The organism is Myxococcus llanfairpwllgwyngyllgogerychwyrndrobwllllantysiliogogogochensis, from assembly GCF_006636215.1.
Lineage (GTDB): Bacteria > Myxococcota > Myxococcia > Myxococcales > Myxococcaceae > Myxococcus > Myxococcus llanfairpwllgwyngyllgogerychwyrndrobwllllantysiliogogogochensis.
The window spans coordinates 1-345 of the sequence record NZ_VIFM01001063.1 but is presented as its reverse complement, the minus strand read 5'-3'; the positions used below and the strand labels follow the sequence as shown (position 1 = coordinate 345).

General features: G+C 72.8%; 1 protein-coding gene. It reads left to right on the top strand.

What is annotated here, in order from left to right:
* Nucleotides 1-345 (top strand): DEAD/DEAH box helicase (locus tag FJV41_RS51960; RefSeq protein ID WP_181791681.1); only part of this gene is annotated, 345 nt, incomplete at both ends.

The window sequence follows — 345 nt, the reverse complement described above, 5'->3', positions numbered from 1 at the left end:
ACGCCGTGGAGCGGCTGGCGAAGGCCACCCAGGGGACGGCGGTGCTCCCATGCGGGGCAGGGAAGAGCGTCCTCGCCGTCGGCGCAATCTCTCGGCTCCGCACGCAGACGCTCATCCTCGTCCACACCCTGGACCTGGCCGAGCAGTGGCGAGAGCACGTCCGCGAGCGCCTGGGCCTGGAGGCGGGCCTTGTGGGCGCGGGCGAGGAAGAGGTGCGGCCCGTCACCGTGGCCGTCGTCCAGTCCCTGGCCCGGTGGGAGGAGGCGAAGCTCGACGCCTTCCTCGGCCGCTTCGGCCTGCTCGTCCTCGATGAGGCCCACCACATCGCCGCCAGCGCCTTCCATC